The sequence below is a fragment of the Streptomyces sp. NPDC001599 genome (assembly GCF_042893535.1).
GTDB lineage: Bacteria > Actinomycetota > Actinomycetes > Streptomycetales > Streptomycetaceae > Streptomyces.
The window spans coordinates 163,340-189,793 of record NZ_JBIAVA010000009.1 but is presented as its reverse complement, the minus strand read 5'-3'; the positions used below and the strand labels follow the sequence as shown (position 1 = coordinate 189,793).

General features: G+C 72.1%; 28 protein-coding genes and 1 pseudogene. 15 read left to right on the top strand and 14 right to left on the bottom strand.

The window, feature by feature from the left end; genetic code table 11:
* Positions 1–474, bottom strand: coding sequence for a MarR family winged helix-turn-helix transcriptional regulator (locus ACFYZ3_RS23600; protein ID WP_356863999.1), 474 nt, complete (start codon positions 472–474; stop codon positions 1–3).
* Positions 475–596: 122 nt separating this feature from the next.
* Here ACFYZ3_RS23600 and ACFYZ3_RS23595 point away from each other — a divergent pair.
* Positions 597–959: pseudogene (locus ACFYZ3_RS23595) on the top strand (DUF779 domain-containing protein); the annotation flags it as partial.
* 48 nt (positions 960–1,007) lie between these two features.
* Here ACFYZ3_RS23595 and ACFYZ3_RS23590 read toward each other — a convergent pair.
* From ACFYZ3_RS23590 to ACFYZ3_RS23555, 8 genes are all read right to left on the bottom strand, one after another.
* Complete coding sequence (locus ACFYZ3_RS23590) at positions 1,008–1,778, bottom strand: transposase (RefSeq protein WP_388521511.1); 771 nt, start codon at positions 1,776–1,778, stop codon at positions 1,008–1,010.
* 40 nt (positions 1,779–1,818) lie between these two features.
* Positions 1,819–2,415 (bottom strand): hypothetical protein, encoded by a 597-nt coding sequence (locus ACFYZ3_RS23585; RefSeq protein WP_388521042.1) that lies wholly within the window; start codon positions 2,413–2,415, stop codon positions 1,819–1,821.
* A gap of 114 nt (positions 2,416–2,529) precedes the next feature.
* Positions 2,530–2,724, bottom strand: coding sequence for a hypothetical protein (locus ACFYZ3_RS23580; RefSeq protein ID WP_003977636.1), 195 nt, complete (start codon positions 2,722–2,724; stop codon positions 2,530–2,532).
* Positions 2,725–2,839: 115 nt separating this feature from the next.
* Complete coding sequence (locus ACFYZ3_RS23575; protein ID WP_388521039.1) at positions 2,840–3,703, bottom strand: phosphatidylinositol-specific phospholipase C/glycerophosphodiester phosphodiesterase family protein; 864 nt, start codon at positions 3,701–3,703, stop codon at positions 2,840–2,842.
* Positions 3,704–3,832: 129 nt separating this feature from the next.
* Complete coding sequence (locus ACFYZ3_RS23570; RefSeq protein ID WP_388521036.1) at positions 3,833–4,921, bottom strand: acyl-CoA dehydrogenase family protein; 1,089 nt, start codon at positions 4,919–4,921, stop codon at positions 3,833–3,835.
* Positions 4,918–6,099, bottom strand: coding sequence for an acyl-CoA dehydrogenase (locus ACFYZ3_RS23565; RefSeq protein WP_388521033.1), 1,182 nt, complete (start codon positions 6,097–6,099; stop codon positions 4,918–4,920). Before ACFYZ3_RS23565 ends, ACFYZ3_RS23570 begins: the two co-directional genes overlap by 4 nt.
* Positions 6,096–7,076 carry an NADPH:quinone oxidoreductase family protein gene (locus ACFYZ3_RS23560; protein WP_388521030.1) on the bottom strand — a complete coding sequence of 327 codons (981 nt, stop codon included), beginning with the start codon at positions 7,074–7,076 and terminating at the stop codon, positions 6,096–6,098. Before ACFYZ3_RS23560 ends, ACFYZ3_RS23565 begins: the two co-directional genes overlap by 4 nt.
* 101 nt (positions 7,077–7,177) lie before the next feature.
* Entirely contained in the window at positions 7,178–7,753 is a 576-nt protein-coding gene (locus tag ACFYZ3_RS23555) for a helix-turn-helix domain-containing protein (RefSeq protein ID WP_388521023.1), read from the bottom strand.
* A gap of 77 nt (positions 7,754–7,830) precedes the next feature.
* Here ACFYZ3_RS23555 and ACFYZ3_RS23550 point away from each other — a divergent pair, with 77 nt between their 5' ends.
* The 8 genes from ACFYZ3_RS23550 to ACFYZ3_RS23515 all read left to right on the top strand — a co-directional run bounded on the left by ACFYZ3_RS23550 (position 7,831) and on the right by ACFYZ3_RS23515 (position 15,704).
* Positions 7,831–8,796: an NAD(P)/FAD-dependent oxidoreductase gene (locus ACFYZ3_RS23550; protein ID WP_388521020.1), complete on the top strand. Its 966-nt coding sequence runs from the start codon at positions 7,831–7,833 to the stop codon at positions 8,794–8,796.
* 90 nt (positions 8,797–8,886) lie between these two features.
* Positions 8,887–10,425, top strand: coding sequence for an ATP-dependent DNA ligase (locus tag ACFYZ3_RS23545; RefSeq protein WP_388521017.1), 1,539 nt, complete (start codon positions 8,887–8,889; stop codon positions 10,423–10,425).
* Positions 10,422–10,883 (top strand): NUDIX domain-containing protein, encoded by a 462-nt coding sequence (locus ACFYZ3_RS23540; protein WP_388521014.1) that lies wholly within the window; start codon positions 10,422–10,424, stop codon positions 10,881–10,883. The genes ACFYZ3_RS23545 and ACFYZ3_RS23540 overlap by 4 nt, the downstream gene beginning before the upstream one ends.
* A 105-nt stretch (positions 10,884–10,988) precedes the next feature.
* A complete protein-coding gene (locus ACFYZ3_RS23535) occupies positions 10,989–12,374 on the top strand; it encodes an NADP-dependent succinic semialdehyde dehydrogenase (protein ID WP_388521011.1) in 1,386 nt (461 codons plus the stop codon).
* Positions 12,375–12,399: 25 nt separating this feature from the next.
* Positions 12,400–12,636 (top strand): DUF6213 family protein, encoded by a 237-nt coding sequence (locus ACFYZ3_RS23530; RefSeq protein WP_003977626.1) that lies wholly within the window; start codon positions 12,400–12,402, stop codon positions 12,634–12,636.
* A gap of 202 nt (positions 12,637–12,838) precedes the next feature.
* Complete coding sequence (locus tag ACFYZ3_RS23525; protein WP_388521008.1) at positions 12,839–13,963, top strand: 1,3,6,8-tetrahydroxynaphthalene synthase; 1,125 nt, start codon at positions 12,839–12,841, stop codon at positions 13,961–13,963.
* Positions 13,960–15,174: a cytochrome P450 gene (locus ACFYZ3_RS23520; protein ID WP_388521005.1), complete on the top strand. Its 1,215-nt coding sequence runs from the start codon at positions 13,960–13,962 to the stop codon at positions 15,172–15,174. The genes ACFYZ3_RS23525 and ACFYZ3_RS23520 overlap by 4 nt, the downstream gene beginning before the upstream one ends.
* Positions 15,171–15,704, top strand: coding sequence for a cupin domain-containing protein (locus ACFYZ3_RS23515; RefSeq protein ID WP_388521002.1), 534 nt, complete (start codon positions 15,171–15,173; stop codon positions 15,702–15,704). The genes ACFYZ3_RS23520 and ACFYZ3_RS23515 overlap by 4 nt, the downstream gene beginning before the upstream one ends.
* Here ACFYZ3_RS23515 and ACFYZ3_RS23510 read toward each other — a convergent pair.
* Positions 15,701–16,927 (bottom strand): acyl-CoA dehydrogenase family protein, encoded by a 1,227-nt coding sequence (locus ACFYZ3_RS23510; RefSeq protein ID WP_388521000.1) that lies wholly within the window; start codon positions 16,925–16,927, stop codon positions 15,701–15,703. The two genes, ACFYZ3_RS23515 and ACFYZ3_RS23510, sit on opposite strands and share 4 nt — an antisense overlap.
* A 170-nt stretch (positions 16,928–17,097) precedes the next feature.
* On the opposite strand from ACFYZ3_RS23510, the gene ACFYZ3_RS23505 reads away from it, so the two are divergent.
* Positions 17,098–17,754, top strand: a complete 657-nt coding sequence (locus ACFYZ3_RS23505; protein WP_388520997.1) for a TetR family transcriptional regulator — start codon at positions 17,098–17,100, stop codon at positions 17,752–17,754.
* A 43-nt stretch (positions 17,755–17,797) separates the two neighbouring features.
* On the opposite strand, the gene def is transcribed toward ACFYZ3_RS23505, so the two are convergent.
* Entirely contained in the window at positions 17,798–18,337 is a 540-nt protein-coding gene (def, locus tag ACFYZ3_RS23500; protein WP_388520994.1) for a peptide deformylase, read from the bottom strand.
* Between the two features lie 178 nt (positions 18,338–18,515).
* Between def and ACFYZ3_RS23495 the strand changes: the two genes are divergently transcribed.
* The 5 genes from ACFYZ3_RS23495 to ACFYZ3_RS23475 all read left to right on the top strand — a co-directional run bounded on the left by ACFYZ3_RS23495 (position 18,516) and on the right by ACFYZ3_RS23475 (position 23,089).
* A complete protein-coding gene (locus tag ACFYZ3_RS23495) occupies positions 18,516–19,754 on the top strand; it encodes a MurT ligase domain-containing protein (RefSeq protein ID WP_087810636.1) in 1,239 nt (412 codons plus the stop codon).
* A 23-nt stretch (positions 19,755–19,777) separates the two neighbouring features.
* Positions 19,778–20,506, top strand: coding sequence for a type 1 glutamine amidotransferase (locus tag ACFYZ3_RS23490; protein ID WP_115740908.1), 729 nt, complete (start codon positions 19,778–19,780; stop codon positions 20,504–20,506).
* A 218-nt stretch (positions 20,507–20,724) separates the two neighbouring features.
* Entirely contained in the window at positions 20,725–21,750 is a 1,026-nt protein-coding gene (locus ACFYZ3_RS23485; protein WP_361005714.1) for a 6-phosphofructokinase, read from the top strand.
* A gap of 174 nt (positions 21,751–21,924) precedes the next feature.
* Positions 21,925–22,875 (top strand): cytochrome c oxidase assembly protein, encoded by a 951-nt coding sequence (locus ACFYZ3_RS23480; RefSeq protein WP_388520989.1) that lies wholly within the window; start codon positions 21,925–21,927, stop codon positions 22,873–22,875.
* Between the two features lie 43 nt (positions 22,876–22,918).
* Positions 22,919–23,089: a hypothetical protein gene (locus ACFYZ3_RS23475; RefSeq protein WP_361005720.1), complete on the top strand. Its 171-nt coding sequence runs from the start codon at positions 22,919–22,921 to the stop codon at positions 23,087–23,089.
* A 39-nt stretch (positions 23,090–23,128) separates the two neighbouring features.
* Here the strand turns inward: ACFYZ3_RS23475 and ACFYZ3_RS23470 are convergent, their stop codons facing one another.
* From ACFYZ3_RS23470 to ACFYZ3_RS23460, 3 genes are read right to left on the bottom strand one after another with little or no spacing between them, the layout of a single operon-like run.
* Positions 23,129–24,334, bottom strand: a complete 1,206-nt coding sequence (locus ACFYZ3_RS23470; protein ID WP_356864139.1) for a histidine kinase — start codon at positions 24,332–24,334, stop codon at positions 23,129–23,131.
* Positions 24,335–24,342: 8 nt separating this feature from the next.
* Positions 24,343–26,097, bottom strand: coding sequence for a cation acetate symporter (locus tag ACFYZ3_RS23465; protein WP_388520986.1), 1,755 nt, complete (start codon positions 26,095–26,097; stop codon positions 24,343–24,345).
* The gene (locus ACFYZ3_RS23460) at positions 26,094–26,453 is read right to left on the bottom strand and encodes a hypothetical protein (RefSeq protein ID WP_385962536.1); all 360 of its coding nucleotides are present in this window, start codon (positions 26,451–26,453) and stop codon (positions 26,094–26,096) included. The genes ACFYZ3_RS23465 and ACFYZ3_RS23460 overlap by 4 nt, the downstream gene beginning before the upstream one ends.
* Position 26,454 lies beyond the last annotated feature (1 nt).

The following is a 26,454-nucleotide window of genomic DNA, read 5'->3' as shown; positions in this document are numbered from 1 at the left end:
TCAGCGGGCGCCGGGGTGGAGGTGCCGCGTCAACGCGTCGAGGGCGTCCAGGGCGGAGCCGAGCGCGCCCTGCTGGCCCTCGGTGAGGGAGGTCAGGGCGTGGCGGATGAACGCGGTCTCCAGTTCCCGCACCTCGGACACCCGCTCACGGGCCGTGGCCGTGAGGTGGAGGTGGGCGACCCGCTTGTCGGCGCTGTCCCGCCGGCGCTCCAGGTCACCCTGCTCGACGAGCTGGGAGACCAGGGCACTGACGTTGTTCGGCTTCATCAGCAGGGCCTCGGCGGCCTCGCGCACCGTGACGCCCTCGTGCTGCGCGACGTACCGCAGCAGGGCGAGCTGTCCCTCGGGGGGCTTGGGGTGCGGGTACCGGGCGGTGACCTGTCGGTCCAGCGCCCGGTGCAGGACCGGAAGGCACGCCGCGAGGCCGGAGGCCATGCGGTCGATGTCCCGGCGAGGGGTGCTGGAGTCGGTCACCCCGAGACAATAGATATGGCCGGATAGGTATGTCAAAAGAGGTATTCTGCGGAGGGCGCGGCGGGCCCGCCACGGGTGCCGCGCAACGCACTCGCAACGTTCCCCGTGCTGGCATACGCGGTATGGGCGACACATACGAGGAGACCCCGCGCGTCGAGCTGACCCCCGAGGCGTCCGCACTGCTGCGGCGGCTCCGCGAGGCGCACGGCCCGCTGATGTTCCACCAGTCCGGCGGTTGCTGCGACGGCAGCGCACCCATGTGCTACCCGGCCGGCGAGTTCCGCACCGGCGCCTCGGACGTCCTGCTCGGCGAGCTGGCCGTCGACGGCGTCGAGGAGCCGGTGGAGTTCTGGATGTCGCGCAGCCAGTACGAGGCGTGGCGCCACACCCGACTGATCGTCGACGTGGTCCCGGGCCGGGGCAGCGGCTTCTCGCTGGAGGCGCCCGAGGGGGTGCGCTTCCTCATCCGCTCCCGCGTGATCGACGTCTACGGGTCGCCTCGGGCATGGTTGATCACGGTGAGGCCCGTTGATCTATCCGGTGAGGACGAGGTTGTGCATCCGGGCGATACCGAGCATGGCGTGGTGGACGCCGTCGCCTTTGAGGCGGCAGTCGCGGAGGATCTTCCAGGTCTTCATGCGGGCGAAGACGTGCTCGACCCGTGCCCGGACCTGCTTGTGGGACCTGTTGTGATCCTGTTTCCAGGCTGGGAGTTCGGTCTGGCCGCGCTCCCGACGGTGCGGGATGACGAGTCCGGTGCCCGGGTAGCCGCCATCGGCGATCGTGAGGGTCTTGCCGACGGCGGCCTTGGCGCCGGACTCCTCCCATGCCTTGCAGTCGTTGCGGTTCCCGGCGAGCGGTCGGCCGACCACGACGATCAGGCGGGTGACGGCGTCGATGACGACCTGGTGGTTGGTGGAGTACCGATAGTTCTTCGACCGCTCGGCGATGGTGTGATCCCGGGTGGGGACCAGGGTGCCGTCCACGATGAGCACAGTGTTCTTGGCGAACCGCTTGCGGGGCCGAAGCGCGAGCAGGGGGCCGAGGTGGTTGATGACTCGGCTGGCCGTGGACTTCGAGACGCCGAACAACGGAGCGAGCTGTCGCAACGTCAGGTTGGTACGCCAATAGGCCGTGACCAATAACACCCGGTCCTCCAGCGGCAGGCTCCACGGCCGGCCTCGGTGGACTGCATCTGCTCCATCGCGCCGCAGTGTGGTCAGCAGCTTGCCGAAACAGCGCGGGCTCAGCCCTGCGAATGGGGCTATCCAGGACGGCTCCGAGGCCGTGATCACACCAGGCACGACAGAGATCATTTACGACCGGCACCATCTGGCGGCAGTCTCAGCCGAGGAAGTCCTTCCAGAACGGCACGGACGCCTGCGGAGCCCAAGGCGCATCCTCGTCAACCTCACTGAACTCGCGGTCGATGTAATCGGCCAGATCGTGGCCGTAGCAGATGATGTCGGTTCCCCACACCGACAAGACCGGATGCCCCGGGGTGTGGCGACCCGCAGGTATGAAGCGGTGCGCGTATACGGGGACGAGTTGAGGCGCTTGCGCAAGTACCGCTCGGGTCACCTCCACGGCCTCATCATTGGTGGCGGGACGCGCCCCCAGGGCCGGATGCCAGCTGCCATGAGCGACGTCGGCCAGCACCTCTCGTGCGGGCCACTCCAGCCGATCGCGCAGGTCGTCTAGATCCGCGTGACGCCAGTCGGGCCAGGGTTGCTGCCACGTCGCGCCTTCCTCGGGAGGTGAGGCAACAGGCAGCCCTCCCGTCAGGAAGGCACGATGCTCTGGGGAGAACTCAAACCCATAGGTCGCCTCGATCCGGCTGAACTCGTCATCCGTGAGCCCTGGAGCTATCTCACAGCAGTCCGCCTCAGCCAACCGCCGCGCGGCCTCCGCACCCAACCGAGCGCTATCAGTGTCGATCACTCCCGCACCGTACGCACACTGCTCGCACGGCATCGCCACTTTTCGAACCCCGGCATGGGCTTCCAGGTCGTTGCGGGACAGCCCTTAGGCCGGCGAGGTCGCGGAGGCACCGCTCTACGGTCTGAGGCTGCCCACGATGTCCGCCGTGGCGGTCAGTCCGCTGTTGATGGTCGGGGCGATGCTCGTGCTCGCCAGATAGAAGCCGAGCAGCAGGCACACCAGTGCGTGCGAGACCTTCAGCCCGCCGTTGCGCAGGAAGAGCACCGCCAGGATGGACAGCAAGAGCACCACAGAGATGGAAACGGCCATCGTCAACCTCCTCCGCCACGTCCACTTCGCGGCGTTCGGCCGTAAGTGTGGCGTAGCGGAGGGTTCGTCCGGGCGGCTGACCTGTCCTCCGAACGAGTGGTGTTCCGACGCTGCCCTACGCGTCCCGGTGCGCGTCGAGGAACGCTTCGAGGCCCCCGAGGTCGTCGGTGTTGAGGTGGTCGACACCGGCGGCGAGCAGTTCGGCCCACACGGCGTCCCGCGCGGACCCCGCCACGTCGGGCGTGGCCCAGAAGCGCACCCGCTGTCCGCGCGCGTGTGCCGCGCCCACGATGTCCCGCAGTCTGCGCCGCTCGGCCGCCGGGAAGGAGCCGACACCCTGCCAGGTGAAGTTGAGCGTCCAGTTGTCGCTGATCAGCGGGACGAACGAGGCCGGTGCGGTGGTGCCGAGGTCGGTGAGGCGGCCGTCGTAGAAGGCGCGGCGGCTGCGCTGGGCCTCCATGGGCGCACGGGCCGCCCGGTCGCCGGAGACGACCGCAGTGACCGCGCCGGGGAAGACCCGTCCGTGGGCGTAGGAGGTGAACAGATGCTGGTAGCGGCGCAGTCGGCGGTCGAGTTCGAGGTAGGTCGCCTCGCCCTCGGTCTTGATGTCGATCAGGAGTTGCAGGGAGCCGCGGTCCCGCCGGTAGACCCGGCCGTGGTGCGCGCGGACGCGGGCGGCGAGCGGGTCGAGGTAGAGCGACTCCAGGGTGCGGGACGGGTCGAGGTCCTCGGGGTCGTGGGCGACCAGGAGTTGGCCGTCGACCAGGTAGATGTCGGCCTCGACGCTGCCGAAGCGGTGGTCGAGGGCGTCGAGGAGGGGCCGGGGGTGCTCGTAGTCGTTGTGGGCGTGCGCGCGCCACAGCGGGCGCGGTCCGTGCCTGCCTTCGGACGCCAGCGCGGTGCCGGCGGGCAGGGCGACCGCGCCCGCGAGGGCGGCGCCGAGGGTGGTGAGGGCTCTGCGACGGGTGGTGAGGGCCATGCTCTGCCTCCCTGGAAGTGCCGTACGGGACGCCTGTGAGTATGGGGTCCCGACGGCCCCAGGGAGCAGAGCCGTGCGGTGAGTTGGCCGGACCGCCGCCGGTCGTTCACCTCATCGCGGCCGGGTGCGTCAGGGAGCCCGCAGGTCGACCAGTTCGGCCAGCGCCGCGCGGTGGGTGCCCGCCGCTCCGTAGGCGATCGAGTCGGCCTTGGCCCGCTTGAGGTACAGGTGGACCGGGTGTTCCCACGTCATGCCGATGCCGCCGTGCAGTTGCAGCGCCTCCTCGGCGGCGTGCACCGCGACCTGGGCCGCGTACGCCTGGGCCACGGCCACGGCCACGTCGGTGTCCGCGCCGGTCGCCAGGGCGTCGGCCGCGTTCCGGGCGGCGGCGCGCAGGCCCGCCACCTCCAGCCACAGCCGGGCCAGCCGGTGCTTGAGCGCCTGGAAGCCGCCGACCTGGCGGTTGAACTGCTTGCGTTCCTTGAGGTAGTGGACCGTCTCGGTCAGCAACCAGTCGGCGAGGCCCAGCTGTTCGGAGGCGAGCAGTCCGGCACCGGTCCGCAGGGCACGGCGTACGGCAGGTTCCGCGTCACCGAGGCGACGCCCCGGGGCACCGTCGAGGGTCACGCGCGCCAGCGGCCGGGTGGAGTCGAGCGACACCTGCTCGGTGACCGTGGCGTCGGCGGCGCCGACCGCGTACAGGCCCCCGTCGTCCGCGGGCACGAGCAGCACGTCGGCGACGGACGCGTCGGCGATGCCGGTCGACTCCCCGTGCAGCACGCCCCCTTCGAGACGCAGGTGCGGGACGGCGCCGCCCGGTGCGACGTGCAGCCCGACGGCGAGCACGGCGACGGTGGTGGCGGACGCCAGCTCGCCGAGCAGGTCGTCGGCCCCGCAGGCCAGCAGCGCCTCGGTGGCGACGACGGCACTCGTGAGGTACGGGACCGGTGCGACCGCACGGCCCAGTTCCTCCACGACCACGGCGGCTTCGCGGTGGGTGGCGCCCTGGCCGCCCAGCTCCTCCGGGATCAGCAGGCCCGCGAGGCCCATCGAGTCGGCGAGGGTCTTCCACAGCGCCACGTCGTGGCGGGCGGCCGACTCGGTGCGGGTGATGACGCCCGCCGGGTCGCAGTGGTCGGTGAGCAGGTCCCGGACGGCGGCGCGCAGCGCCTCTTCCTCCTCCGAGGGGAGCAGAGCGGGTTCCGGCTGTGCGCTCATCGGGCGAGGTCCTTCCATGCGACGTCCTTGTCGGTGCGCGGCTCGGCGGGCAGGCCGAGGACGCGCTCGGCGACGATGTTCAGCAGGACCTCGCTGGTCCCGCCCTCGATGCTGTTGCCCTTGGACCGCAGGTAGCGGTATCCGGCGTCGCGGCCGGTGAAGTCGACCAGTTCGGGGCGGCGCATGGTCCAGTCGTCGTAGAGCAGGCCCTCGGCGCCGAGGAGTTCGACCTCCAGGCCGCTGATCTCCTGGTTGAGCCGGGCGAAGTTCAGCTTCATGCCGGCGCCCTCGGGGCCGGGCTGCCCGGCCGCCAGTTGCTGGCGCAGGCGTACGCCGGTGAGGCGGGCGACCTCGGCCTCGACCCACAGTCCGAGCAGCCGCTGGTGCAGGTCGTGGGTGCGCAGTTCGGGGCGTTCCCGCCAGGTCTCGGCGATCTTGCCGATCATGCCGCCCTCGCGGGGGATCGGCGTGCCGCCGATGGCGACGCGTTCGTTGTTCAGCGTGGTCTGCGCGACCCGCCAGCCGTCGCCGATCTCGCCCAGGCGGCGGGAGTCGGGGATACGGACGTCGGTGAGGAACACCTCGTTGAACTCGGCCTCGCCGGTGATCTGGCGCAGCGGCCGCACCTCGACCCCGGGGTCGGTCATGTCGCACACGAAGTAGGTGATGCCCCGGTGCTTGGGCACGTCCGGGTCGGTGCGGGCGATGAGGATGGCCCAGCGGGCGAGGTGCGCGCTGGAGGTCCACACCTTCTGCCCGCTCACCACCCAGTCCTCGCCGTCCCGTACCGCGCGGGTGCCGAGGGCGGCCAGGTCGGACCCGGCGCCCGGCTCGCTGAAGAGCTGGCACCAGACCTCCTCGCCGGTCCACAGCGGGCGCAGCAGCCGGCGCTTCTGCTCCTCGGTGCCGTACTGGAGGATGGTCGGGGCGGCCATGCCGAGGCCGATGCCGATGCGGCGGGGGTCGTTGTCGGGGGCGCCTTCCGCGGCCAGCTCGGCGTCCACGACGGCCTGGAGGGCGCGCGGGGCGCCGAGGCCGCCGAGGCCCTCCGGGTAGTGCACCCAGGCGAGTCCCGCGTCGAAGCGGGCGCGCAGGAAGTCCAGGCGTTCGGTGGTCGCCGGCGGATGAGCGGCCAGCAACTCACGGGTACGGCGGCGCAGTTCCGCTGCGTCGGTCATGCGGCGGCTCCCTTGTCCAGGTTCTCCGGTACGACGGCCAGGCGGCCGGTGGTCCTGCCGTCGGCGACGCGCTGTACGGCCTCGGCGGCGCCGGTGAGCGGCACCCGCTCGCTCACCAGAGGCTTGATCGCGCCCCGCGCGGCCAGCTCGGTGAGCTGTTCGTGGCAGTGCTGGACCAGCTTCGGGTTCTTGGTGTTGTACAGGCCCCAGTGCAGGCCGAGGATCGCGTAGTTCTTCACCAGTGCGTGGTTCAGCGCGGGGCTGGGGATCGTGCCGCTCGCGAAGCCGACGACGACGATCCGGCCCTCGAAGGCGACGACCTTGGCGGACTGGGCGTAGGCCGCGCCGCCGACCGGGTCGTAGATCACGTCGGCACCGCGGCCGCCGGTGGCCTCCTTCACGGCGGCGACGACGTCCTCGGCGTGCCGGTCGACGACCACGTCGCAGCCCAGCTCGCGCGCGACGGCGGCCTTCTCGGGGCCACCGACGACGCCTACGACGGTGGCACCGGCCGCCTTGCCCAGCTGTACGGCGGCGCTCCCGACACCGCCCGCGGCGGCGTGGACCAGCAGGGTCTCCCCGGCTTCCAGCCGGGCCCGGCGGTGCAGGCCGAACCAGCCGGTCTGGTAGCCGATGTGCAGGGCGGCCGCCTCGGCGTCGTCGAGGGCGTCCGGCGCGGGCAGCAGGGCACGGGCGTCCGCGAGGGCGTACTCGGCGAAGCCGCCGTGCGGCAGCGCCGGGTTGGCGATGACGCGGCGTCCGTCCTCGGTCTCGCCGCAGATCTCCACACCCGGCGTGAACGGCAGCGGCGGCCGCACCTGGTACTGCCCCCGGCACAGCAGGGCGTCCGGGAAGTTGATGTTCGCGGCACGGACCCTGAGCAGGACCTGACCGTCGCCCGGCGTCGGCGGCGCCACGTCCGCGAGGCGCATCACCTCGCCCGGCTCGCCGTTCTCGTGCACCTGCCATGCCTGCATGCGGGGCCTCCACCGACTGCGTCGTCCGACCGGTCCACCGCATACTAAGCGGTCGCTTGCCGATCAGGGAACAGGGTGGGATCAGGGAACAGGGTGCGGGGTCACGCCTGCGCGGGCCGCGCCCGTACGTGCATCCGCTCGCCCTGCGGGCCGAAGAGGCTCAGGAACTCGGCCGGCCCCTCCCCCGTCGAGCCGAACCAGTGCGGCACCCGGGTGTCGAACTCGGCCGCCTCCCCCGCCGCCAGCACCACGTCGTGCTCGCCGAGCACGAGCCGCAGCCGGCCAGAGAGGACGTAGAGCCACTCGTACCCCTCATGGGTGCGCGGGTCGGGCTCCTCGCTGCGCTGGGGCTCCAGCACCTTGAACGCCTGGAGGCCGCCCGCCTGGCGGGTGAGCGGCCAGTGGGTGCGGCCGTGCCGCACGATGGGCTTGGCGCGCACCCGGGGGTCGCCGACCTGCGGGGCACCGACCAGTTCGTCCAGCGGCACCTGGTGGGCCTGGGCGATCGGCAGCAGCAGTTCGAGGCTCGGCTTGCGCAGGCCCGACTCCAGCCGCGACAGGGTGCTCACCGAGATGCCGGTCGACTCGGACAGCGCCGCCAGGGTCACCTCGCGCTCCTTGCGCAGCTGGCGGAGCCGCGGTCCGACACCGGCGAGGACATCGTCTGCGGTCGTCATGCGTTTATTGCAGTTCCGGCAAACATGTTTGTCAATCCCGTGGTGTCCGAGCGACCTTCTAGGTGGAGGTGGTCACCATGACCCGCAACAAGGACGTCACCCAGAGCAAGAACCTGACCGGCACCTACGACGTGGTGGTCGTCGGCGGCGGCGCGGCGGGGCTCTCCGCCGCGCTGGTACTGGGCCGCTCGCGGCTGCGCACCCTGGTGGTCGACGCCGGTGAGCCGCGCAACGCGCCCTCGGACCACATGCAGGGCTACCTGACCCGGGACGGCATGTCCCCCGCCGATTTCCTGGCCCTCGGCCGGGAGGAGATCGCGCGCTACGGGGTGGAGCTGGTCCGCGACCGGGCGGTGGACGTGTCCCGGGGCGAGGACTTCGCGGTGGAGCTGGCCGGCGGGGACACCGTGCACGCCCGTCGGCTGATCGTCACCACCGGGCTCAGGGACGAACTGCCGGACGTGCCCGGGGTCGCCGAGCGGTACGGCCGGGACGTGCTGCACTGCCCGTTCTGCCACGGCTGGGAGGTGCGGGACGAACGCTTCGGCGTCCTGGCCACGAGTCCGCTCAGCGTGCACCAGGCCCTGATGGTGTCCGGCTGGTCGGACGACGTGACGCTCTTCCTGCACACGGTCGCCGAGCAGGAGCTGTCCGACGACGACCTGCGGCGGCTCGCCGCGGCCGGGGTCAAGGTGGTGCCCGGCGAGGTGGCCGCCCTGCGGGTCGAGGACGACCGGCTGACCGGGGTACGGCTGGCGGACGGCACGGCGCACGACCGCACGGTGGTGTTCGTCGCCCCGAAGGCGGTTCCGCAGACCGGCCTGATGGAGCGGCTGGGGGCGGAGCTTCAGGAGACGCCGTTCGGCGCCTACCCCGTGGTGGACCCGACGGGCCGGACCAGCGTGCCGGGCGTGTGGACCGCCGGCAACGCGATGGGCTTCGCCGAGCAGGTCGTGCACGCGGCGAGCGGCGGGTACCGCGCGGCGTCGGCGGTCGTCGGCGACCTGATCATGTCGGACCTGGACGCCGCCCTCGCGCAGTGAGGGCACTCCGGAGCACCCGGGGAGGGCGTACGCGGCCTCGCGCGGCAGCCACGGGGTGTACGACGGCCCGCTCCGGTGCACCCTGACTGCATGCTGCTTGCCCGGTTGGCCCAGGTGTCCCGGGAGGTCGCCGCCACGTCGGCGCGGTCCCGGAAGACCGTCCTGCTCGCGGAGCTGTTCCGCGAGGCGGAGGCGGCGGACGTGCCGGTCGTCATCCCGTACCTGGCGGGACGGCTCCCGCAGGGCCGGATCGGCGTCGGCTGGAAGGTGCTGAGCCGCCGCGTCCCGCCCGCGGACGCACCGAGCCTGACCGTACGAGACGTGGACGCCCGTCTCACCCGGCTCGGCGCGGTCTCCGGCGCCGGTTCGCAGGCCGAGCGGACCCGGCTGGTCGGCGAGCTGATGGGCGCCGCCACGGAGGACGAGCAGCGCTTCCTGACCGGGCTGCTCACCGGGGAGGTCCGCCAGGGCGCCCTGGACGCGGCCGCCGTCGAGGGCCTGGCCGCTGCGACGGACGCTCCCCCGGCGGACGTACGGCGCGCGGTGATGCTCGCGGGGTCGCTCCAGACGGTGGCCGAGGCCCTGCTGGCCGACGGGCCCGTCGCCCTGGACCGGTTCCGGCTCACCGTCGGACGGCCCGTGCTGCCGATGCTGGCGCACAGCGCGTCCTCGGTCGCCGAGGCGGTCGGCAAGCTGGGCGCCGGGGCCGTGGAGGAGAAGCTGGACGGCATCCGCGTCCAGGTGCACCGGGACGGCGGCACGGTACGGCTCTACACCCGCACCCTGGACGACATCACCGACCGGCTCCCCGAGGTCACCGAGGCGGCCCTGGCGCTGCCCGGCGAGCGGTTCGTCCTGGACGGCGAGGCGATCTCCCTCGACGCGGACGGACGCCCCCGCTCCTTCCAGGAGACCGCCGGCCGGGTCGGCTCCCGCACCGACGTGGCCACGGCGGCGCGGGCGGTCCCGGTCTCGGTGGTGTTCTTCGACGCGCTCTCCGTCGACGGGCGCGACCTGCTCGACCTGCCGCTGACCGAACGGCACGCGGAGCTGGAGCGGCTGGTTCCCGAGCCGTTGCGGGTACGGCGCACGCTGGTGCACGGCCCCGAGGACACCGGTGCCGCCGAGGAGTTCCTCGCCGAGACGCTGGCGCGCGGGCACGAGGGCGTGGTCGTCAAGGGGCTCGACGCGGCCTACAGCGCGGGACGGCGCGGCGCGTCCTGGCTGAAGGTCAAGCCGGTCCACACGCTCGACCTGGTGGTGCTGGCCGCCGAGTGGGGTCACGGCCGCCGCACCGGCAGGCTCTCCAACCTCCACCTGGGCGCCCGCACCGCCGACGGCTCCTTCGCGATGCTCGGCAAGACCTTCAAGGGCATGACCGACGCGCTGCTGGCCTGGCAGACCGAGCGCCTCGGGGAGCTGGCCGTCGAGGAGCACGGCTGGGGGGTGACCGTACGCCCCGAACTCGTCGTCGAGATCGCCTACGACGGCCTCCAGCGCTCCACGCGCTACCCGGCCGGCGTCACCCTCCGCTTCGCCCGCGTGGTCCGCTACCGCGAGGACAAGCGCCCCGAGGACGCGGACACCGTGGACACCCTGCTCGCCGCCCACCCCGGGGTGGCCCCGTGAGGCGCAGCGCGGGTCTGCTGCTGCACCGGCGCGCTCCCGGCGGGGAGCTCCAGGTGCTCCTCGGCCACATGGGCGGCCCGTTCTACGCCCGCCGGGACGCCGGGGCGTGGACCGTCCCCAAGGGCGAGTACGATCCGGCGGAACCGGCGTGGGAGGCCGCTCGGCGCGAGTTCCAGGAGGAGCTGGGGCTGCCGCCGCCCGAGGGCGAGGCGGTGCCGCTCGGTGAGGTGCGGCAGGCGGGCGGGAAGGTGGTCATGGTCTGGGCCGTGGCGACCGACCTCGATCCGGCGACGGTCGTCCCCGGCACCTTCACCATGGAGTGGCCGCCGAGGTCGGGGCGGACCGAGGAGTTCCCCGAGCTGGACCGGGTGGCGTGGTTCGGCCTCGACCGGGCGCGCGAGGTGATCGTGAAGGCGCAGGCCGCGTTTCTCGACCGTCTGGCGGAGCACTCGCACTGACGAGACACCACGAGACACCACGAGGAACGACGCGACCCGTCCGCGTTGCGGCTCCCCGCGCCGCGCGCCAAGGTCGAAGCACGAATGCACCCAGGGAGGTCGGCCATGCCCATCGCGACGGTGAACCCGGCGAACGGCGAGACGCTCAGGACGTACGAGGCCATGGGCGAGGAGGAGATCGAGCGCCGGATCGAGCTCGCGGAGGCCACCTTCCGCACCTACCGGACCACGGGGTTCTACGAGCGGGCCGGGCTGATGCGCCGCGCCGCCGACCTCCTGGAGGCGGACCGGAAGGAGATCGGCAAGGTCATCACCACGGAGATGGGCAAGCCGGTCAAGCAGGCCCGCGCGGAGGCGGCCAAGTGCGCCAAGGCGATGCACTGGTACGCCGACCACGCCGCCGAGCTGCTGGCCGACGAGGAGCCCGCCGACGCCGACGTGAAGGACTCCGGCGCCTCCCGGGCCCTGGTCCGCTACCGGCCGCTCGGCCCGGTGCTCGCGGTGATGCCGTGGAACTTCCCGCTCTGGCAGGTGATCAGGTTCGCGGCGCCCGCGCTGATGGCGGGCAACGTGGGACTGCTCAAGCACGCCTCGAACGTGCCGCAGACCGCCCTGTACCTGGAGGACCTGTTCCACCGGGCGGGCTTCCCCGAGGGCTGCTTCCAGACCCTGCTCATCGGCTCCGCCCAGGTCGACGACATCCTGCGCGACGAGCGGGTGCGGGCGGCCACCCTCACCGGCAGCGAGCCCGCGGGCCGCGCGGTGGCCTCCACCGCCGGAGAGATGATCAAGAAGACGGTGCTGGAGCTGGGCGGCAGCGACCCGTTCGTCGTCATGCCGTCCGCCGACGTCGAGCGGGCCGCCGAGGTGGCGGTGACCGCGCGCACCCAGAACGCCGGGCAGTCGTGCATCGCCGCCAAGCGGTTCATCGTGCACACGGACGTGTACGACGCCTTCGCCGAGCGCTTCACCGAGGGCATGAAGGCGCTGAAGGTCGGCGACCCGATGGACGAGGGGACCGACGTCGGCCCGCTCTCCAGCGAGCAGGGGCTGAACGACCTGGTGGAGCTGGTCGACGACGCGGTGCGTGGCGGCGCGAGCGTACTGTGCGGCGGCGAACGTCCGGAGGGCCCCGGCTGGTACTACCCACCGACCGTCCTGGCGGACGTCACCCGCGAGCTGCGCATCCACCGCGAGGAGGCCTTCGGACCGGTCGCCACGCTCTACCGGGCGGCCGACCTGGACGAGGCGGTGCTGATCGCCAACGACACGGACTTCGGGCTCAGTTCGAACGTGTGGACGCGCGACGACGCCGACGTGGACCGCTTCGTCCGGGACCTGGAGGCGGGCGGCGTGTACGTCAACGGGATGACGGCGTCCCACCCGGCGTTCCCGTTCGGCGGGGTCAAGCGGTCGGGCTACGGGCGTGAGCTGTCCGGGCACGGAATCCGCGAGTTCTGCAACATCACCACCGTATGGCACGGAGCGTGAGCCTTCCGCGACTACGATCCCCTTTGTGAACCGCGAAGTGACCCTGCCTCTGATCGTCGACGACCGCGGCACGCTCCAGGTCGCCGCGTCCGACGTGAGCAAGCTGCTGCGCACGGTCGGCGGGCGCTGGCTGCGGTTGGTGGAGACCGGCGAGGAGAGCCTGGACGAGGACACCGTCGCGGCCCTCACCATCGAGCTGGCCAAGCTGGCCGACCGGATCGACGTGGCGTGCATCGCCCACAGCAGCGGACCCTCCTCCTGACGCCTGGTGCCTGTGCCTGACCGCCTGATGCCTGATGCCTGATGCCTGACGCTTCCCTCTGACGCCCCGCTCCCCGAGACGGAGTAACCCGGCGAGAGATCGCCGCCCCGGTGAGTGATCGTGGACGGGCACCCCTGAAAAGGTGCAGCACTTTCCGGCCGGGGGGCGCAAGCCTTCCGCGAGGCGAAAGCAGGCACGGTTCATGGCGACTTTGTGCAGACCCTCGGTGTCCGTCCCGGAGCACGTGATCACGATGGAGGAGACGTTGGAGCTGGCGCGTCGGCGTCACACCGACCATCCTCAACTGCCGCTCGCGCTCCGGCTGATAGAGAACACCGGGGTCCGCACCCGGCACATCGTGCAGCCCATCGACGACACGCTGGAGCACCCCGGCTTCGAGGACCGCAACAAGGTCTACGAACGGGAGGCGAAGTCCCGTGTCCCGGCCGTGATCCAGCGTGCTCTGGACGACGCGGAGCTGCTCACCACCGACATCGACGTGATCATCTACGTCTCGTGCACGGGCTTCATGATGCCCTCGCTCACGGCGTGGCTGATCAACGAGATGGGTTTCGACAGCACCACGCGCCAGATACCCATCGCCCAGCTGGGCTGTGCGGCCGGCGGTGCCGCGATCAACCGTGCCCACGACTTCTGCACCGCCTACCCGGAGGCCAACGCCCTCATCGTGGCCTGCGAGTTCTGCTCGCTGTGCTACCAGCCCACCGACCTCGGCGTGGGCTCACTGCTCTGCAACGGCCTCTTCGGCGACGGCATCGCGGCCGCGGTGGTCCGCGGCCGGGGCGGCACCGGAGTGCACCTGGAGCGCAACGGCTCGTACCTGATCCCCAAGACCGAAGAGTGGATCATGTACGACGTGAAGGCGACCGGCTTCCACTTCCTGCTGGACAAGCGGGTGCCGGCCACCATGGAGCCGCTCGCGCCGGCGCTCAAGAGCCTGGCCGGCGAGCACGGTTGGGACGCCGCCGACCTGGACTTCTACATCGTGCACGCGGGCGGCCCCCGGATCCTCGACGATCTCAGCAAGTTCCTTCAGGTGGACCCGCACGCCTTCCGGTTCAGCCGGGCCACGCTCACCGAGTACGGCAACATCGCCAGCGCCGTCGTCCTGGACGCGCTGCGCAGGCTCTTCGACGAGGGCGGCGTCCAGGAGGGGGCGCGCGGGCTGCTGGCCGGCTTCGGTCCCGGCATCACCGCGGAGATGTCCCTGGGCTGCTGGCAGAGGGCGGACGTGCGGCGCAACGTGCAGCAGGACATGACGCGGGACGTGTCCCGGGATGTGACGCGGAGGGTGCGGCAGACATGAGCGAAGAAACGATTTCCCAGACCGTGCCGCCCGTCCGGGACTGGCCGGCCGTCGACCTGCCCGGCAGCGACTTCGACCCGGTGCTGACCGAGTTGATGCGCGAGGGCCCCGTCACCCGGATCTCGCTGCCCAACGGCGAGGGCTGGGCCTGGCTGGTGACCCGCCACGACGACGTCCGGCTGGTCACCAACGACCCCCGGTTCGGGCGCGAGGCCGTGATGGACCGACAGGTCACCCGGCTGGCCCCGCACTTCATCCCGGCGCGCGGCGCGGTCGGCTTCCTGGACCCGCCCGACCACACCCGGCTGCGCCGCTCGGTGGCCGCGGCCTTCACCGCGCGGGGCGTGGAGCGCGTGCGCGAGCGGTCCCGGGGCATGCTCGACGAGCTGGTCGACGCCATGCTGAGGGCCGGTCCGCCCGCCGACCTCACCGAGGCGGTGCTGAGCCCGTTCCCCATCGCGGTGATCTGCGAGCTGATGGGTGTGCCGGCCACCGACCGGCACGCCATGCACACCTGGACGCAGCTGATCCTGTCCTCCTCGCACGGCGCCGAGGTCAGCGAGCGGGCCAAGAACGAGATGAGCGCCTACTTCTCGGATCTCATCGGGCTCCGGTCCGACAGCACGGGCGAGGACGTCACCTCGCTGCTGGGTGCCGCCGTGGGGCGGGACGAGATCACGCTGTCGGAGGCCGTCGGGCTCGCGGTGCTGCTCCAGATCGGCGGCGAGGCCGTCACCAACAACAGCGGGCAGATGTTCCATCTGCTGCTGACCCGCCCGGAGCTGGCCGAACGCCTGCGCTCCGAGCCGGAGATCCGCCCCCGGGCCATCGACGAGCTGCTGCGCTGGATCCCGCACCGCAACGCCGTGGGGCTGTCCCGGATCGCCCTGGAGGACGTGGAGATCAAGGGGGTGCGGATCCGCGCGGGCGACGCGGTCTACGTGTCGTACCTGGCGGCCAACCGCGACCCGGAGGTCTTCCCCGACCCGGACACGATCGACTTCGAGCGCTCGCCCAACCCGCACGTGTCCTTCGGCTTCGGCCCGCACTACTGCCCCGGCGGCATGCTGGCCCGGCTGGAGTCGGAGCTGCTCCTCGACGCGGTCCTGGACCGGGTGCCGGGGCTGAAGCTCGCGGTGGCGCCCGAGGACGTGCCCTTCAAGAAGGGTGCGCTGATCCGCGGACCCGAGGCCCTGCCGGTGACCTGGTGAGCGGCCTGGTCGCGGCGGCCGAGGGCCTGCTGGTGCCGCCCGGTCAGGGCAGGGTGGTGCAGGCACCGGCCCAGCAGGTGACCTTCAAGGTGACCGGTTCGCACTCGCGGATGGCGTCCACCTTCGAGGTGATCGTGCCGCCGGGGTTCGACGTCGGCGCCCATGTGCACACCCGCAGCGAGGAGCTGTTCTACGTGCTGGAGGGCGAGCTGGACGTGCTCGCCTTCGAACCGAGGATCCGTACGCCGGACAGCTGGCAGAAGTGGGAGTCGAGTTCGGGCAACCGCGTGGTGCGCGCCACCCCCGGCACGGTCATCGTCGTACCTCCCGGCTGTCCGCACGCCTTCGCGAACCCGACGGGCGAGCCGGCCAAGATGTTCTTCCAGGCCGGCCCGCCCCCGGACCACGAGCGCTACTTCGAGGAACTGCTGGAGATCCTCGGCGACGGGGGCCCGCCGGACCACGAGGCCATCGAGGCGCTGAGGGCGAAGTACGACATCGAGCAGCTCACGCCGCTGCGACACGGTTAGCGGATCGGCATCCCCGCGAGCGTCCGCGCGATCACCAACCGCTGGATCTCGCTCGTCCCCTCGAAGATCGTGTAGATCGCCGAGTCCCGGTGCATCCGCTCCACCGGGTACTCCCGCGTGTAGCCGTTGCCGCCCAGGATCTGGATCGCCTGGGCGGTCACCTTCTTCGCGGTCTCGCTCGCGAACAGCTTGGACATCGACCCCTCGGCCGCCGTGAACGGCTTGCCGTTGATCGCCATCCAGGACGCCCGCCACACCAGCAGCCGGGCCGCGTCGATGGACGTGCGCATGTCGGCGAGCTGGAAGGCGACGCCCTGGTTGTCGATGATCGGGCGTCCGAACTGCTCCCGGGTCTGCGCGTACTCCAGCGCCACCTCGTACGCGGCGCGCGCGGTGCCCACCGCCATCGCGCCGACCGCCGGACGGGACGCCTCGAAGGTGGCCATCGCCGCGTTCTTGACGCGCTCGCCGCCCTTCTTGGCCTTCTCCCGGGCGCGGGCCAGGCGGGCGTCCAGCTTCTCCTTGCCGCCGAGGAGGCAGGAGCCGGGCACGCGCACGTTGTCGAGGACGACCTCGGCGGTGTGCGAGGCGCGGATGCCGTGCTTCTTGAACTTCTGGCCCTGGGACAGCCCCGGCGTGCCGGGCGGGACGATGAAGGAGGCGTGGCCCTTGGAGCCCAGGTCCGGGTCGACGACCGCGACGACGACGTGGACGTTGGCGATGCCGCCGTTGGTCGCCCAGGTCTTGGTGCCGTTGAGGACCCACTCGTCCTTGGCCTCGTCGTACACGGCACGGGTGCGCATGGAGGCCACGTCGGAGCCGGCGTCGGGCTCGGAGGAGCAGAAGGCGGCGACCTTGACGTCGTTGGCGTCGCCGTACATCTGCGGGATCCAGGTGCCGATCTGCTCCTCGGTGCCGTTGGCGAGGACGCCGACGGCGGCGAGGCCGGTGCCGACGATCGACAGGGCGATGCCCGCGTCCCCCCAGAACAGCTCCTCCATCGCCATCGGGATGCCGAGGCCGGTGGAGTCGAAGTACTGCTGGGCGTAGAAGTCCAGGGAGTAGATGCCGACCTTGGCGGCCTCCTGGATGACGGGCCAGGGGGTCTCCTCGCGCTCGTCCCATTCGGCGGCCGCGGGGCGGATGACGTCGGCCGCGAAGCCGTGCAGCCAGTCCCGGACCTCCTTCTGTTCGTCGCTCAGCTCCATGGTGAACTCGGCCATGTCCCCTCCAGTGACGCCCGTGCATGTTACTTGCGGTAACACCGAGTGTGTTACCCACGGGTAAGAAAAGTCAACTCCCGGGCTCCCCTCGCCCTCCCGTTCGAGGGCCCTCGTCCCCTGAGTGTTAGTTTGCGCAGGCGTCACCGAAACAGCACGGGTGGGGAGAGCACATGAACACCACGCAGCGGGCCGATCAGCAGACATCCGCCGACCGCAGACGGCGCGAGCTGCTCGAGGCCGCCGACCGGGTGGTGCTGCGCGACGGCCCACACGCCTCGATGAACGCCATCGCCGCCGAGGCGGGCATCACCAAGCCGATCCTGTACCGCCACTTCGGCGACAAGGGCGGACTCTACGCCGCCCTCGCCGTCCGCCACACGGACGCCCTCCTCGCCTCGCTGCGGGCCGCCCTGGACGCCCCGGCCCAGCGTCGGCAGCGCGTCGAGGCCACCCTGGACACCTATCTGGCGGCCATCGAGGCCCGCCCGCAGGTGTACCGGTTCCTGATGCATCCGGCGGAGAGCCCCGGCACCCCGGGCGACCAGTCCGAGCAGGGCTTCGACGTCGGCAAGCACTCGGCGCCGCTGCTGCGCCGCATGGGCGAGGAGCTGGCCCAGGTCATCGAGGAGCGCCTCGACGTCGGGCCGGGCACCCAGCAGCTGGCCCGGGTCTGGGGGCACGGCATCGTCGGCATGATGCACGCCGCCGGGGACTGGTGGCTGGGTGAACGCCCCTGCCCCCGGGAGGAGTTGGTGCGCACCCTGGCCGACCTGCTGTGGGGCCGCCTCGCCGAGGCCGGCGACAAGGCGGGCGGTCCCGGATTCTGACCCCGGCCGCTGCGCGACCCCGGCCCGTCGCCGGTGAGGGCGCTCAGCGGTGCCAGGACGCCCGGGCCACCCGGCGCATCAGCTTCCGGTGCCGCCGTCCGGTCAGGCGATCGGCGTAGACCCGCCCCTCCAGGTGGTCGCACTCGTGCTGGAGGCACCGGGCGAAGAACCCCGTCCCGCGCACGGTGACCGGCTCACCGGTCACCGTGAAACCCGTCACGACCGCCTCGTCGTACCGCTCGGTCCCCGCCTCCAGACCGGGCAGCGACAGGCAGCCCTCCGGACCCCGCACCACCACCCCGCCGGTCTCCACCAGCCGGGGGTTCACCACGTGCCCGAGGTGCCGCTCGTCCTCGTCGTCCGGGCAGTCGTACACGAAGACGCGCAGCGCCTCGCCGATCTGGTTCGCGGCCAGGCCCACGCCGTGGGCGGCGTACATGGTCGCGAACAAGTCCTCCACGAGCGCCGCGAGTTCCGGACCGAAGTCCGTCACCTCCGCGCAGGGAGCGTGCAGGACGGGGTCGCCGAGGAGGCCGAGGGGACGGACGCGCCCGCGGGCGCCCGGGATGGAGCCTTGTCGCATGGCGGTCAGAGTAAGGTCCCTGTGTCCCCCGGCGGCACGCGCCCACCGCCGGAACCGGTGGCCGGTGCCGCGATTCGGGAGTGCGAATGGATCTCGATAGGCTGAGGTCCACACCACGTGGCCGTCAGGCTTCACAGGCTTCAGGCGCGGCGCGTACGGCAAGGAGGATCGAGAACTGATGGCAGGCAACTCGGACCCGCTCACGCCGCGGGCCAAGATCGCCGTGACCGCGGGCAAGGCGGTCGCGGCGGCATCGCGCGCCGCGGGGCGCGGCAGCGGTTCGGTGATCGGCGGCCGGGTCGCGCTGAAACTCGACCCCGACCTCCTGCACCGGCTCGCCGGGCACCTGGACGTGACCCTCGTCTCGGCGACCAACGGCAAGACCACCACCACCCGGCTCATCGCCGAGGCGCTCAAGGCGGCCGGCCCGGTCGTCTCCAACGCGCTCGGCGCCAACATGCCGGCCGGCATCACCTCGGCGCTGGCGGGCGGCGCGGACGCCCGCTACGGGGTCATCGAGGTCGACGAGAAGTACCTCGTCGGCGTCGCCCAGGCCACCGAACCGAAGTGCATCGCGCTGCTCAACCTCTCCCGCGACCAGCTGGACCGCGCCGCCGAGACCCGGATGCTCGCCGAGAACTGGCGCGAGGGCCTGGCCGGCTCGAAGGCCGTGGTCGTCGCCAACGCCGACGACCCGCTCGTGGTGTGGGCCGCGTCCTCCTCCCCCAACGTGATCTGGGTCGCCGCCGGGCAGATGTGGAAGGACGACGCCTGGTCCTGCCCGTCCTGCGGCGGCGTGATGCAGCGCCCCGGCGACGACTGGTTCTGCGGCGAGTGCGGCTTCCGGCGTCCGACGCCGAGCTGGGCCCTGTCCGGCGACCACGTGCTCGACCCGCACGGTTCCGCCTGGCCCATCCACCTCCAGCTGCCGGGCCGCGCCAACAAGGCCAACGCCGCCTCCTCGGCCGCCGTCGCCGCCGTCTTCGGGGTGCCGCCGCAGGTCGCGCTGGAGCGCATGTACCAGGTGCAGGCGGTCGCCGGGCGCTACGACGTCGTCCAGTTCCAGGGCCGCGACCTGCGGCTGCTGCTCGCCAAGAACCCGGCGGGCTGGCTGGAGACGTTCTCCCTGATCGACCCGCCGCCGGCCCCGGTGATCCTCTCGGTGAACGCGCGCGGCGCCGACGGCACCGACACCTCCTGGCTGTGGGACGTGGACTACACCCGGCTGTCCGGACACCCGATCTGCGTGGTCGGCGACCGGAAGCTGGACCTCGCGGTGCGCCTGGAGGTCGCGAACCAGCAGTTCCAGGTGTGCGAGGACCTCGACCAGGCGGTGCAGCTGTGCCCGCCGGGACGCATCGAGGTCATCGCCAACTACACCGCCTTCCAGGACCTGCGCCGCCGCGTCGGCAACTGACCGCGAGACTTCAGGGGATTTTCGTGAGCGACAACCAACTGCGGATCGTCTGGATCTACCCGGACCTGCTCAGCACGTACGGCGACCAGGGCAACGCCCTCGTCGTGGAGCGCCGGGCCCGCCAGCGCGGCCTCGACGTGGCCCGGCTCGACGTGCGCAGCGACCAGCCGATCCCGACCTCCGGCGACATCTACCTCGTCGGCGGCGGCGAGGACCGGCCGCAGCGGCTCGCGGCCGAGCGGCTGCGCCGCGACGGCGGCCTGTACCGGGCGGTGGAGAACGGCGCGATCGTCTTCTCGGTCTGCGCCGGCTACCAGATCCTGGGCCACGAGTTCATCAACGACCTCGGCCAGCGCGAGCCGGGCCTCGGCCTGCTCGACGTGGTCTCCACCCGCGGCGAGGGCGCGCGGTGCGTCGGCGACGTCCTCGGCGACATCGACCCGCGCCTCGGCCTGCCCCCGCTGACCGGCTTCGAGAACCACCAGGGCGTCACCCACGTCGGGCCGGGCGCCCGTCCGCTCGCCCAGGTCCGCTTCGGCAACGGCAACGGCACGGGGGACGGCACGGAGGGCGCGTACAACGACACGGTCTTCGGCACCTACATGCACGGCCCCGTGCTGGCCCGCAACCCGCTGATCGCGGACCTGCTGCTCAAGCTGGCCCTCGACGTGAACGCGCTGCCGCCGACCGACGACCGCTGGTACGAGGCGCTCCGCAACGAGCGCATCGCGGCTGCGCAGCAGCCTGCGTAGGTACAGCCGCGCGGCAGCCTGCGTAGGTACAGCCGCGCGGCAGCCTGCGTGACGCTCGTCCCGGTGGCCCGTCTGATGCGTCATCCGCACAGGTGAGCGGGCACGTCCAGTAGGCGGACGCACGGTTCGGTCCCACCGCCCGATGCCGCTAGGGTGACGGGGATCGAGCCGGACAGCGCGGTCCGGACCCGTGCCACGTTGAGAAGGTATTTCGGGCTATGCGCATTGGTGTCCTCACGTCCGGCGGCGACTGCCCCGGCCTGAACGCCGTCATCCGGTCCGTCGTGCACCGTGCCGTCGTCGACCACGGCGACGAGGTCATCGGTTTCCGGGACGGCTGGAAGGGCCTCCTGGAGTGCGACTACCTCAAGCTCGACCTCGACGCGGTCGGCGGCATCCTGGCCCGCGGCGGCACCATCCTCGGCTCCTCCCGGGTCCGTCCCGAGCACCTGCGGGACGGCGTCGAGCGGGCCAGGGGACACGTCGAGGAACTCGGGCTCGACGCGATCATCCCGATCGGCGGCGAGGGCACGCTGAAGGCGGCCCGGCTGCTGTCCGACAACGGCCTGCCGATCGTGGGCGTGCCGAAGACCATCGACAACGACATAGCGGTCACCGATGTCACGTTCGGCTTCGACACGGCGGTCACCGTCGCCACCGAGGCCCTGGACCGCCTGAAGACCACCGCCGAGTCGCACCAGCGGGTGCTGATCGTCGAGGTCATGGGCCGGCACACCGGCTGGATCGCCCTGCACTCGGGCATGGCGGCGGGCGCGCACGCTGTCGTCGTCCCGGAGCGGCCCTTCGACATCGACGAGCTGACCGCGAAGGTCGGCGAGCGTTTCTCCGCGGGCAAGCGGTTCGCGATCGTGGTGGCGGCGGAGGGTGCCAAGCCGAAGGCCGGGAGCATGGACTTCGACGAGGGCGGCAAGGACGTCTACGGCCACGAGCGCTTCGCCGGGATCGCCCGCCAGCTCTCCATCGAGCTGGAGGAACGGCTCGGCAAGGAGGCCCGGCCGGTGATACTCGGGCACGTCCAGCGCGGGGGGACGCCTACGGCGTACGACCGGGTGCTGGCGACGCGGTTCGGGTGGCACGCGGTGGAGGCGGTGCACCGTGGGGAGTTCGGGAAGATGACGGCCCTGCGCGGGACGGACATCGAGATGGTGTCGCTGGCCGACGCGGTGGAGTCGTTGAAGACGGTGCCGGATGCGCGGTACGCGGAAGCGGAATGTGTTCTTTGAGGTTGCGGCTGTACTCCGTCCGCGGGTAGTCCGTGGTTGCTCGCGCAGTTCTGCGCGCCCCTGACGGGACGCTGTACCGCCCCCGGTGAAAAATGCTGCCGGGGGCGGTTCTACGCTTGCTTCGGACAAGCGGCGTTCAACCGCGCTCAACCCCCACGAAACAGGAGCGGGCGGATGGATCACAGCGGGCACGGCATGACGATGGATCTGCCGCCGTTCACGCTGGGGCGGGGGCTCGCCTGGTCGGCGGATCCCTTCTTCCTGATCGCCTGCCTGCTGGGACTGGCGCTGTACGGCTGGGGCGTCGCGCGTCTGGTGCGGCGCGGTGACAAGTGGCCGGTCGGCCGGACCGTGGCCTTCGTGGCCGGTGTGCTGAGCGTCGCGCTGATGATGTGCACCAAGCTGAACGACTACGGCATGGTCATGTTCAGCGTGCACATGGTGCAGCACATGGTGATCAGCATGGTGTCGCCGATCCTGCTGCTGCTCGGCGCCCCGATCACGCTGGCCCTGCGCGCCCTGCCCCCGGCGGGCCGCGGCCGCAAGGGGCCCCGTGAGCTGCTGCTGATGCTGCTGCACAGCCGCTACATGCGGATCATCACGCACCCGGCGTTCACCATCCCGCTGTTCATCGCGAGCCTGTACGCCCTGTACTTCACCCCGCTCTTCGACACCCTGATGGGCTCGCAGGCCGGGCACATCGGGATGATGGTGCACTTCCTCGCCGTGGGTGTGGTGTTCTTCTGGCCGATCATGGGCGTGGACCCGGGCCCGCACCGGCCGGGGTACCTGATGCGGATGCTGGAGCTGTTCGCGGGCATGCCGTTCCACGCGTTCTTCGGCATCGCGCTGATGATGGCCTCCTCCCCGATGGTCGAGACGTTCAAGAACCCGCCCGCCTCGCTCGGCATCGACGCGCTCTCCGACCAGAACGCGGCCGGCGGCATTGCCTGGGCCTTCAGCGAGGTCCCGTCCGTGCTGGTGCTGCTCGCGCTGCTCTTCCAGTGGTACGCCTCGGAGGAGCGTCAGGCCCGGCGCAGCGACCGGGCCGCCGACCGCGACGGCGACAAGGAGCTGGCGGCGTACAACGCCTACCTGGCCTCACTGAACACACGCGGCGGCTGAACGGGGCACCATGGAGGGCAACGGACACGAGGAGGGTGTTGCGATGCCCGGTTCCACGGACAGTTCGACGAAGACGATGGGGGCGCTCACCATCGGCGGCCTCGTCGCGGTGACGGGGTACACGGTGGCGCTCGGGAGCAACGGCTGGCTGTGGTTCGGCTGGGTCGTGCTCGGCCTGATCACCCTGGGGCTGGTGGCCACGCGCAGCGCCTGAGCCCCCGCGCGGGGCGCCCCCGTCACCCGGCGGGCCGGCTCAGTCGCGACCGAGCCGGCCCGCCGAGTGCACGCCCGGCTGGTACTTCGGCAGCCGGACCGTGATCTTCATGCCCGCGCCGACGGCCGTCTCGATGACGAGGCCGTGGTCGTCTCCGTAGACTTGGCGGAGGCGGTCGTCGACGTTGGACAGTCCGATGCCGCCCGACGGGCTGACCTCGCGCGCGAGGATGCGGCGCAGCAGGTCGGGGTCCATTCCGGCGCCGTCGTCCTCGATGACGACCAGGGCCTCGGCGCCCGCGTCCTGGGCGGTGATCTGGATGCGGCACCGGTCCGCCTTGCCCTCCAGGCCGTGCTTGACGGCGTTCTCCACCAGTGGCTGGAGGCAGAGGAAGGGCAGCGCGACCGGCAGCACCTCCGGGGCGACCTGGAGGGTGACGGCGAGCCGGTCGCCGAAGCGGGCCCGCACGAGCGCCAGGTAGTGATCGATGGCGTGCAGCTCGTCGGCGAGGGTGGTGAAGTCGCCGTGCCTGCGGAACGAGTAGCGGGTGAAGTCGGCGAACTCCAGGAGCAGCTCGCGGGCGCGCTCGGGGTCGGTGCGTACGAAGGACGCGATGACCGCGAGCGAGTTGAAGATGAAGTGCGGGGAGATCTGGGCGCGCAGTGCCTTGATCTCGGCCTCGATGAGCCGGGTGCGGGACTGGTCGAGGTCGGCCAGCTCAAGCTGGACGGAGACCCAGCGGGCCACCTCCCCGGCGGCGCGGACCAGGACGGCGGACTCGCGGGGCGCGCAGGCGACGAGGGCGCCGTGTACCCGGTCGTCGACGGTGAGCGGGGCGACGACGGCCCAGCGGACCGTGCAGTCCGGGGTGTCGCAGGAGAGCCGGAAGGCCTCGCCGCGGCCGGTGCTCAGCGGCCCCGCGAGGCGTTCCATGATCTCGGTGCGGTGGTGGGTGCCCACGCCGTCCCAGACCAGGACCTCTTCGAGGTCGGTCAGACACAGCGCGTCCGTGCCCAGCAGGGAGCGCAGCTTGCGGGCCGACTTCCCGGCGGTCTCCTCGGTCAGGCCCGCCCGCAGCGGGGGCGTGGCCAGGGACGCGGTGTGCAGGGTCTGGAAGGTGGCGTGCTCGACCGGGGTGCCCAGGCCGCCGAGGTTCTGCGGGCGGGCCGTGCGCCGCCCCAGCCAGAACCCGGCGGCCAGCAGCGGGAGCAGGGCCACGGCGAGACCCGCCAGGAAGCCGCCCACGGAGCCGCTCACCGCGCCGGCTCCTCGCGCACCTCGCGCAGCTCCTCCGTGCGCAGTTCCTCCGTGTGCAGCTCCTCCGGCAGGTGGAAGCGGGCCAGGATCGCCGCCGTCCCGGCCGGTACCCGGCCCGGGGTGGCGAGGGACACCAGCACCATGGTGAGGAAGCCCAGCGGCACCGACCACAGGGCGGGCCAGGCCAGCAGCGCGTGCAGGGACCCCCCGCCGCCCGGGAAGCCGCCCATGGTGGCGGCGACGGCGAGCAGTGCGGAACCGCCGCCCACCAGCATCCCGGCGGCCGCGCCCGGCGGGGTCAGCCGTCGCCACCAGATGCCGAGGACGAGCAGCGGGCAGAACGAGGACGCCGACACGGCGAAGGCGAGGCCGACGGCGTCGGCGACCGGCAGCCCGCCGACCAGCGCGCTCGCCGCCAGCGGCACGGCCATGGCGAGCAGGGTGCCCAGCCGGAAGTGCGGCACGGCGCGGGAGGGCAGCACGTCCTGGGTGAGGACGCCCGCGACGGCCATGGTGAGCCCCGACGCGGTGGACAGGAACGCGGCGAAGGCGCCGCCCGCCACCAGCGCGCCCAGCAGGTCGCCGCCCACTCCCCCGATCACCCGGTCCGGCAGCAGCAGGACAGCGGCGTCGGCGTCCCCGGTGAGGGTCAGCTCGGGTGCGTAGAGGCGGCCGAGGGCGCCGTAGAGGGGCGGCAGCAGGTAGAAGGCGCCGATGAGGCCGAGCACGGCGACGGTGGTGCGTCGGGCGGCGACGCCGGTCGGGCTGGTGTAGAAGCGGACCACGACGTGCGGCAGGCCCATGGTGCCCAGGAAGGTGGCGAGGATGAGGCCGTAGGTGGCGTACAGCGGGCGTTCCGTGCGGCTCTCGGCCCGGGAGGGGGACAGGGCGTCGTCGGCGCCGCGTCCGGCGGCCGGGACGGGGGTGTGCGCGGCGAAGGTGAGGCGGGCGCCGGCCTCGATGCGGTGGGCGCCCGCGGGCAGGGCTACGCGGTCGCCTTCGTGGGCGCGGCCGTCCACGGTGCCGTCGACGGTGACGGTGAGCGGCTCCTCCAGCTTGAGGGTGAGGCTGTCGTCGACCCGTACGGAGCGCTGCTCGCGGAAGGTGGCGGGTTCGTCGAAGGGGCGGCCGGGGGCGCCGTCGGCCTGCCAGGCCAGCACCAGGAAGAGGGCGGGGACGAGCAGGGCGGTGAGTTTGAGCCAGAACTGGAAGGCCTGGACGAAGGTGATGCTGCGCATGCCGCCGGCCGCGACGATGGCGGTGACGACGACGGCGACGATCACCCCGCCCAGCCAGTCGGGCGCCCCGCTGAGCACGGTCAGCGTCAGCCCGGCGCCCTGGAGCTGGGGCAGCAGATACAGCCAGCCGACCCCGACGACGAAGGCCCCCGCGAGCCGCCGCACCCCCTGGGAGGCGAGCCGGGCCTCGGCGAAGTCGGGCAGCGTGTAGGCGCCCGAGCGGCGCAGCGGGGCGGCGACGAACAGGAGCAGGACCAGGTAGCCGGCGGTGTAGCCGACCGGGTACCAGAGCATGTCGGGGCCCTGGACGAGGACCAGTCCCGCGATGCCGAGGAAGGACGCGGCGGAGAGGTACTCGCCGCTGATGGCGGCGGCGTTGAGGCGGGGGCCGACGGTGCGGGAGGCGACGTAGAAGTCGGAGGTGGTGCGGGAGATGCGCAGGCCGAAGGCGCCGACGAGGACGGTGGCCACGACGACGAGGGCGACGGCGGGTATCGCGTAGCTGGAGTTCATCGGTCCTCGACGAGCCGCACGAAGTCGCGTTCGTTGCGCTCGGCGCGGCGCACGTACCAGCGGGCGAGGAGGACCAGGGGGGCGTACAGGCCGAAGCCGAGGACGGCCCACTCCAGGCCGCGGGCGTCGGGCAGCGCCGCGAAGAGCAGGGGCAGCGGTCCGACGAGGAGGCCGAGGACCGCGAGGGCGGTGAGGCCGGCGCGCAGTTGGCTGCGCATGAGGGAACGGACATAGGTGTGACCGAGGGTGGTCTGCTCGTCGATCTCGGTGCGCGGGCGGTAGTAGCCGGAGGTCCGGCGGGCGCGCCTGGGCGGGCCGGTGACGGTGACGCGCCGTTCGGCGGGGTCCTGGGGCATG